This window comes from Pseudomonas sp. GM33, from assembly GCF_000282295.1.
Taxonomy (GTDB): domain Bacteria; phylum Pseudomonadota; class Gammaproteobacteria; order Pseudomonadales; family Pseudomonadaceae; genus Aquipseudomonas; species Aquipseudomonas laurylsulfatiphila.
This window is the reverse complement of record NZ_AKJO01000051.1, coordinates 1-4,226: the sequence shown is the minus strand read 5'-3', so window position 1 is coordinate 4,226 and position 4,226 is coordinate 1. Positions and strand designations below refer to the sequence as shown.

Here is a 4,226-nt window from a genome sequence, read left to right as displayed (position 1 = left end):
TCTGGGTATCGTTGGTCGCCAGCACCGTCTCGTCCACCGTCAGCGTCGGTTCCGTACCAGTGGTGCTAATGCTCGGGCCATCGTCGTCGAAGATGATCCTGGAGCCGATCTCGGCTTTCGAAATAGAGGCCTGGACCAGCGTGAAGCCACCGATATCAAAATCGGCGTGCTCATTGCCCTTGGCATTGACGGCCGCCCCGTTCTCGACGAGTACGCGGTTGTGGTCCGACGTCGTGGTGTATTCAATCTGGTAGCCGGCTTTTACGCCGGTGATTGTTGCAACCCCTGCTACAAAGCTGATGGTGATGGCCGGATCATTCACCGAGCCGTTTGAATTTTCGATCACCTGCCCGGTACTGTTCAAGACGCGAACATTGCTGATGGCGATCGACGTATCACCCACATATCCATTGATGAAATTCGTGCCAGATTCAACAGCAGTGCTGAATGCGCTGACCCTTACCACGGCACTCTTGCCGCTTTGCAACTGCACAACGTCGAAACTGGCCGACTTCGCATTGAAGACGCCGGTAAAGTCGACGTTGGATTCAACATCGGCTTCGTTCTGGTCCAGGTTGGGAATGGTCACATTCTGCCTGGCACCCGTGACGAACGAAAAGCGGATGCCCTCTTGCTCCACAATCATCTGATTGTTGGTACCGAAGGTGGTCGGCCCCCCCGCCTGACTGGTATTGATCGTGTCGCCAGTCGTTATATTGACGCCGCTTGACTGGTCTGCGGGGTCTTTGCCGGTGGCGATGATGGTGGGATCCGTGATCCGCAACACACCTGCGACATCGACAACGTTCGGGTTCGCCTTCGTGAACATCAGGAAGAGGTTCTGACCGGACGGCGCATTGGCCAGGCTGAATTCCAGGTCCTGGCTGGCCCCGATGAAAACCTTATCCGCCAGATTGAGCGAATCATCGGCATTCGTCACGACGGGATGTTTGAGTGGTTGGTACTCCACGGTCCAGATCTTGCCGCCCGTGACCGGCGATCCGGTTTCTTCTATATAGGCGGCGAACACGATCGCGCCGGTTGCGCTCCCGGCTCGGCCCACGACGATGTTGTTGTTCGTGTCCGTATAGAGAAAGATGCTGGTGCCATCGAGGGTATCCAGTCCACTGTCCACGCCATTGAGTGGTGCGCCGGAGCTGCCGACGAAGCTGATATCGGTAATGGTTGCTCCGGGGTCAGCGGTGATGGTGAATGCATTGCTGCCCGTGTTGCCCGCCGCACCGGTATAGCCACTCAAGGCCGCGCCCGTGGCAGTACCTGCCCCCAGTGCGGCTAAACGGGTTGTGAAGGTCGAAGGCAGGGACGCCACCAGAATGTCGTTGTCGTCAGCGTCCCCCGCAGGGGTTGGCGTGGCAGTGGCGTTCTGCAACCCGGCCGTTTCGTCCAGTGTCACGTCCTCGCCAGTCGCCACGACGCCCAAAACGCTGTCTGTAAACGAAGTTGTCGCCATTGCGTCGTCACCGCTGCCGATCACTCCATCGACGCCCGCAGAGGCCGCGGTTAGCAGAAACGTCGCGCCCGCCGAGTCGTCGGGATTCACGTACCAGGAAGTAGTGATGCTGCCGTTGACCTGGCCGTCGAGATCGCCGGCACCGCCGTCGGTCACAGACCAGGGCTCATGACCCGCGCCGGTGTTGGTATCGAGCACATCGTCGGACGTACCCCACACGCCATCAGCGCCAGCACCGACGGCGTGGTCCACTTCGAGCGTCACAGTACTGCCGGCAGCGAAACCGCTGGCCGTGATGATGGCAGTGCTGCCCGGTGCGTAGTCTTTAAGGTTGGTGGTGACGGTCGGAATGTAGGTAAAAGTCCAGTCGTGGTTGATGGGTGAAGGATGGTCACCGACGTTACTGGCCAGGTCATTCGTTAGCGATGAGGTTCTCTTGCGCATAGCCATGACTTTCTCCTGAGCGGGGGTCCAGTCATCGGAGGTCGACCTTGGACCATTTTCTGATCTATAGGTCCAACTATGAACAAGCACTGCAGGCCGCACATCGGCGGAAACTCCCAGACGGGATGGGAGATTCAGACTACGTGGGAGAGGAGGACGGAAAGTCGCGAAGACAGGGTTGATGGCTTCGATAAATCCAGGGCACCTGAATCTGTCGGGTTTTATCTACAAGTCGTGAAAAGGAAGCGTTGAAACAGGCAGGGAGCTGAAGAATATGGTGTCCCAGGGCAGGTTCGAACTGCCAACCTTCCCCTTAGGAGGGGGATGCTCTATCCAATTGAGCTACTGAGACACAAGTCGGCCGCGAAGAAACGCGGTGCGATGGACGGCGTGCATGTTAACGGTCGGGCTGGCTTTTGTCATGTCGTCCGTGGGCTATTTAAGTGTAGGCAGACGTCTCGGCCGGGCGCGGACTTGTTGACCGTGCAAATTGCATCACTGCAAAAAGCCATCATTGCAAAATGCAATATGGAGCTTTACCAAAAATAACTTAATTCATTGTTTTTAAAGAATTTAATTGTCGATAGACTCTGGCATGCGAGCTGCTTCTGCTGTTCTCACAGAACAACTGAGGTCCGCGCCATGAAATGCGCCCTTTTACTCTCGAATGCACTCGCACTGGCAGTTTTACTGGGATTTCATTTTTTCCCGACAGCAGCGCTACGCAGGTTGCCCAACGCATCCCGCATTTCCTTCAGTTGCAGAAGGCTCCGCAGCTGGCAGCGATAAGCGACCAGCACGGCTTTGTCAGCCAGGAAAACATCACGGCGCCGAACCCGCCTGCTGAACGTTTGGTATTTTGAATCCCCCACCAGGAGCACCGCATGTCCAGATCAGCCGCGAGTTTCTTAATCCTCGCCTTGTTGAGCGGCATTTTCCATCTGTCATTGACCCAGGACATGGTCGTCACCCTTCCCCTGATCGCCTGTGGTGTATTCACCGCTCTGTTCGTGCTGGCATTGATTGCCGGACGCAAGATCAAGTTTGATCCGGTACTGCGTTGACCCTGGCTTGGCAGATTCCGTGCAAGGGCCTGCCATCCATCCTGAATTAAGCCCCTCAATACGGCCTCCCCTAGTAAATCGGCCATTTGCCACTATCCTGTAAGGGTAAGAAACAGGGATCGAGTCCGCTTTATTCTCCCGCCAGAGACCTTTCGTCGATCGGAGAAAGCGCCAAGCGAAACGGCCCGGTCAAACTTTTCAAACCAGTGCGCATTTCTGATAATTGGTGCTGGCAGAACGCCTTTATCCAGTTCAATATTTGTCACAGAATTGACGCCAAGGATCTGGCTGGTTTGAGGCATGATGCGCGCCTCTATCAATTCAGGTTGAACATTTGGTCAGAGAGCTTGTCCTACCAGACATCCTGCGGCCAATCCCGAAAACCGCTCCCCTGAACTAACCGGTTAAATATATGCGCCCATTGAAACAGGCAATTTATTCCAGCCGTACGGCTGACAAGTTCGTCGTACGTCTGCCAGACGGAATGCGTGAACGCATTGCCGAGGTGGCTCGCAATCATCATCGCAGCATGAACTCCGAAATCATTGCGCGCCTTGAGCAGAGTCTTATTCAGGAAGGCGCACTGGGAGAAGAGTTGAGCATGCGCCTGGACAGCCCGGAGCTTTCCTTGCACGAACGGGAGCTGCTGCAACGCTTCCGCCAACTCTCACATCGACAGCAGAACGCTCTGGTTTCGCTGATCGCTCATGACGCTGAAATGGCCGCCGACGCGTCCTGATTCAGCCAGAAAGCTCAAGCCAGCCTGATCGCTGGCTTTTTTTTGGCTATTTCACTGGCCTGAGCATGGGCACGACCCGTGTAGGAGCCAGCTTGCTGGCGATGGTCGTTAACGAAAACGCGGGTGACCTGGTTAAACGCGGCGCCCTGGAGTCCATCGCCAGCAAGCTGGCTCCTACAGTTTCAGCGTGGGCATGGCCCCTTGTGGGAGCTGGCTTGCCAGCGATGGTCGCTAACGATAACTCGGGTAAACTGGTTAAACGCGGCGCACTTGAGTCCATCGCCAGCAGGCTGGCTCCTACAATTTCAGCGTGGGCATGGCCCCCTGTGGGAGCTGGCTTGCCTGCGATGATCGTTAACGATGACGCGGGCAAACTGGATAAACGCGGCGCCCTTGAGTCCATCGCCAGCAGGCTGGCTCCTACAGTTTCCCAGGCTGTGTGAAGAATTTTTTTGCCTGAAACCCGGGCACAAAAAACCCGCCAGAACAGGCTGTGTGAAAACCTAGC

At 56.2% G+C, this 4,226-nt stretch carries 2 protein-coding genes, 1 tRNA gene and 2 pseudogenes; 3 read left to right on the top strand and 2 right to left on the bottom strand.

Features of this window, described 5'->3' with window-relative positions:
- Positions 1 to 1,471, bottom strand: a pseudogene (locus PMI26_RS0129440) (DUF5801 repeats-in-toxin domain-containing protein); the annotation flags it as partial.
- Between the two features lie 719 nt (positions 1,472 to 2,190).
- Positions 2,191 to 2,267 (bottom strand) — tRNA-Arg (locus PMI26_RS22040).
- A 290-nt stretch (positions 2,268 to 2,557) separates the two neighbouring features.
- On the opposite strand from PMI26_RS22040, the pseudogene PMI26_RS31815 reads away from it, so the two are divergent.
- The 3 genes and pseudogenes from PMI26_RS31815 to PMI26_RS22050 all read left to right on the top strand — a co-directional run bounded on the left by PMI26_RS31815 (position 2,558) and on the right by PMI26_RS22050 (position 3,718).
- Positions 2,558 to 2,778 (top strand): annotated as a pseudogene (locus PMI26_RS31815) (hypothetical protein).
- A 21-nt stretch (positions 2,779 to 2,799) separates the two neighbouring features.
- Positions 2,800 to 2,979: a PA3371 family protein gene (locus tag PMI26_RS22045; protein ID WP_007972182.1), complete on the top strand. Its 180-nt coding sequence runs from the start codon at positions 2,800 to 2,802 to the stop codon at positions 2,977 to 2,979.
- A 412-nt stretch (positions 2,980 to 3,391) separates the two neighbouring features.
- Positions 3,392 to 3,718 (top strand): Arc family DNA-binding protein, encoded by a 327-nt coding sequence (locus PMI26_RS22050; RefSeq protein WP_003178899.1) that lies wholly within the window; start codon positions 3,392 to 3,394, stop codon positions 3,716 to 3,718.
- Positions 3,719 to 4,226: the final 508 nt, after the last annotated feature.